Genomic DNA, 2,896 nt, shown 5'->3' with positions numbered 1-2,896 from the left:
GGCAGACGCTGTGGCGGCGGCGCTGCGGGGGTTACCGCTCATGGCGGCGAGAATCGCGTCTTTGGGGCCATCGGCGACGACTTTGCCGTCGTCCACGACAAGAATGCGGTCCACCAGGCCGAGCAATGACGGGCGATGGGTTACCACCACCAGGGTCTGGCCTTCGGTGGCGCGTTGCAGGTGGTGCAAAAACTGCGCTTCGGTCTGGGTGTCCATGGCGCTGGTGGGCTCGTCGAGCAACAGCAGCGATGGGCGGGCCAACAGGCTGCGGGCCAGGGACACCAACTGACGCTGGCCACCGGACAAGCCCTCCCCCATCTCACCGATCGGCAGGTTGATACCTTTGGGATGACGGGCAGCGACCTCATCCAAGCCCGTCAGGCGCAGCACACGCAAGAACTCTTCGGCGCTCGCTTCGGGGCGGCCAAGCATTACGTTTTCGCGCAGCGAGCCGTAGAACAGCCGTGCGTCCTGGCCGACGTAACCAACCGCCTTGCGCCAATCGGCGGGGTCAATCTGATTCACGTCCAGGCCATCCGTGAACATTTGCCCGCTGACCGGCAGATAAAGCCGCGCCATCACCCGCAACAAGGTCGACTTGCCGCTGCCGATGCGCCCAAGAATCGCCACGCGCTCACCCGGCTTGATCGACAGGTTGACGCCCTGCAATACCGGAGGATTAGGTTGCATGGGCGGTGCGGGGTAGGAAAAAGCAATATTTTTCAGAGTCAGTTGGCCGGTCAGTACCGGTTTGGTCAGGTACTCGCGGCTGGCGTCTCGGTCGACCGGCATCGCCATCAGTTTGTTCAGCGACTGCAAGGCCGCCTTCGCCTGCTGGAAGCGCAGCGCCAACCCGACGACTTGACCCAGCGGCGCCGTCGCGCGGCCGGCGAGCATCACGGTGGCAATCAGTGCGCCCATGGACAAGTCGCCTGCGTCGATCAAATACACGCCGATGACGATCAGCACCACCGTTTGTACCTGCTGGAAAAACGTCACGGCGCCGTTGGCCGCACTCGACAGCTGGCGCGACTTCATCGACGTGCTGGACGCCAAGGCACTGAAGGTTTCCCAACGCCGTTGCATATAGGCTTCGCCGCCGACGGCCTTGAGGGTTTCAAGGCCTTCGATGGACTCGATCAGTACGCCTTGTTTGAGGGACGACTCGCGCAGGTTTTCTTTCATGGTGCGCGCCAGTGGCCACTGGATACCCACGCTGATCAGCACTATCAGCGGGATCAGCAGCATGGGCACCCAGCCCAACGGCCCACCGACGAAAAAGATTACCGCGACGAACATCAACACAAACGGCAAGTCGGAGATCGCCGCCAGCGTCGCGGAAGTGGCGAAGTCACGCACCGATTCAAACTCGCGCAACTGGTTGGCGAACGAACCCGATGACGCCGGTTTGTGTTCCATCTGGATCGACAGCGCCTGACGGAACAACATTGTGCCCAGAACGAGGTCGGCCTTTTTGCCGGCCAGGTCCAACAGGTGCGCCCGTACGTAGCGGGCTATGGCTTCAAACACCATGGCCACAACGACGCCGATGGCCAGCGACCACAACGTCACGAACGCCTGGTTCGGCACCACGCGGTCATAGACATTCATGGTGAAAAAGATGCTTGCCAGGGCCAGCACGTTGATCAGTACCGCACCGATGGCAGCGCTGCGGTAGTAACGACGATAGCGCCACAGAGTGCTCAGCAGCCAATGCCCGGCCGGGCGCTCAGTCTCTTCACCGGCGCGGGTGTCAACTTTCGCGGTACGCTTGGCCAGGATCGCGAAACCTGCGTACAACTCATCCATTTCGGCCTGAGGAATTTCGACCGGCTCAGTGCTGATTTCCGGCAGGATCACTTGGTAGAGGCAGGCGCGCTTGTCTTGCGCATCCGGGTCCACACGGCGGCCCACCAATACACAGCCGCCACGCCCTCGGCGCAACAGGATGATCGGCAGCAACTGTTCGGGCAGCGCGCGCACCTGCCGCTCCACCAGCCCTGCAGACACGCCCGCATTGACCAGACTCGCCAGCGCCAGGGACGGCGTCAGCACACCAACCTTGGGCAGGCCCGCCGTGAGCGCTTGAGGCGAGCGGCCCACACCATAGTGATCGCAGAGCCACGAGACAGATTGCAGCAACGTGTCTTCGATCTGCATGTGGGGCGCGGGCATCGCTGGGTCGTCATTCCCTGATTCGACAGAAGTGCTATCGGTAGACATCAATGGAGTCCTGGGTTGATTGCAGAGGTCATGGCAGGTCTCGCGCCAATGGCATCGGCTGAAATCTGTCGGATAATTCTGACAACATGGTCAACTTGGGAGAACGAGACTTGTCTCAAACGCAGAAAATCAAGACGCGCACTGACAGAGCACAAACACCGTGCGAGCCCTGCTGATGAGGAGTGTGTGTATTCTCTTTAGGTAGGGACTTGCGCTAAGGTGTGTGCGAAATTTACTTAAGCTTTGTAGGGGGATTCCCCAGCAGCCAAAGGAACGGTCAGCTATGAGATGGTCTGTTGTATCGCCTTTGCGGATTGTCCTGCTGGATGATCACGCGCTTATCAGAGATGCATTGAAAATCCGACTGACGCTGGAACCGGATTTCAACGTACTGGGCGTTTACTCCACCAGTAAGGGCTTGATCGAAGGGCTGCGAGAACAGGAAGCGGACCTGCTGGTTCTGGACTACCAGTTGACGGAGGGTGAGCTCGACGGCTTGCGCCTGATCCAGTTGGTACGAAGCCACTACCCCACGCTCAGGATTGTGATTTATTCGTCCTCAGAACGTCCGGCAACCGTAAATATGAGTATCCGCGCCGGTGCCAATGGTTTTGTAGGCAAATCCCAGGAAACGGACGAGTTATTGCGGGCCATTCGTATGGTGGCGCTGGAC

2 protein-coding genes are annotated in these 2,896 nt (G+C 60.0%); one reads left to right on the top strand and one right to left on the bottom strand.

All coding sequences use genetic code 11. The features are described from left to right. On the bottom strand, window positions 1–2,223 hold a 2,223-nt coding region (locus WBB95_RS25930; RefSeq protein WP_424490169.1), incomplete at its 3' end, for a type I secretion system permease/ATPase. 283 nt (window positions 2,224–2,506) lie between these two features. Between WBB95_RS25930 and WBB95_RS25925 the strand changes: the two genes are divergently transcribed. Continuing rightward, a partial coding sequence (locus WBB95_RS25925) for a response regulator (protein WP_424490168.1) occupies window positions 2,507–2,896 on the top strand: 390 nt, incomplete at its 3' end.

Origin of the sequence: Pseudomonas sp., assembly GCF_049645325.1 — a bacterium.
In the GTDB taxonomy this organism is placed as follows: domain Bacteria; phylum Pseudomonadota; class Gammaproteobacteria; order Pseudomonadales; family Pseudomonadaceae; genus Aquipseudomonas.
The sequence above is the reverse complement of the archived record's forward strand: the minus strand, read 5'-3'. Positions and strand labels throughout refer to the sequence as shown.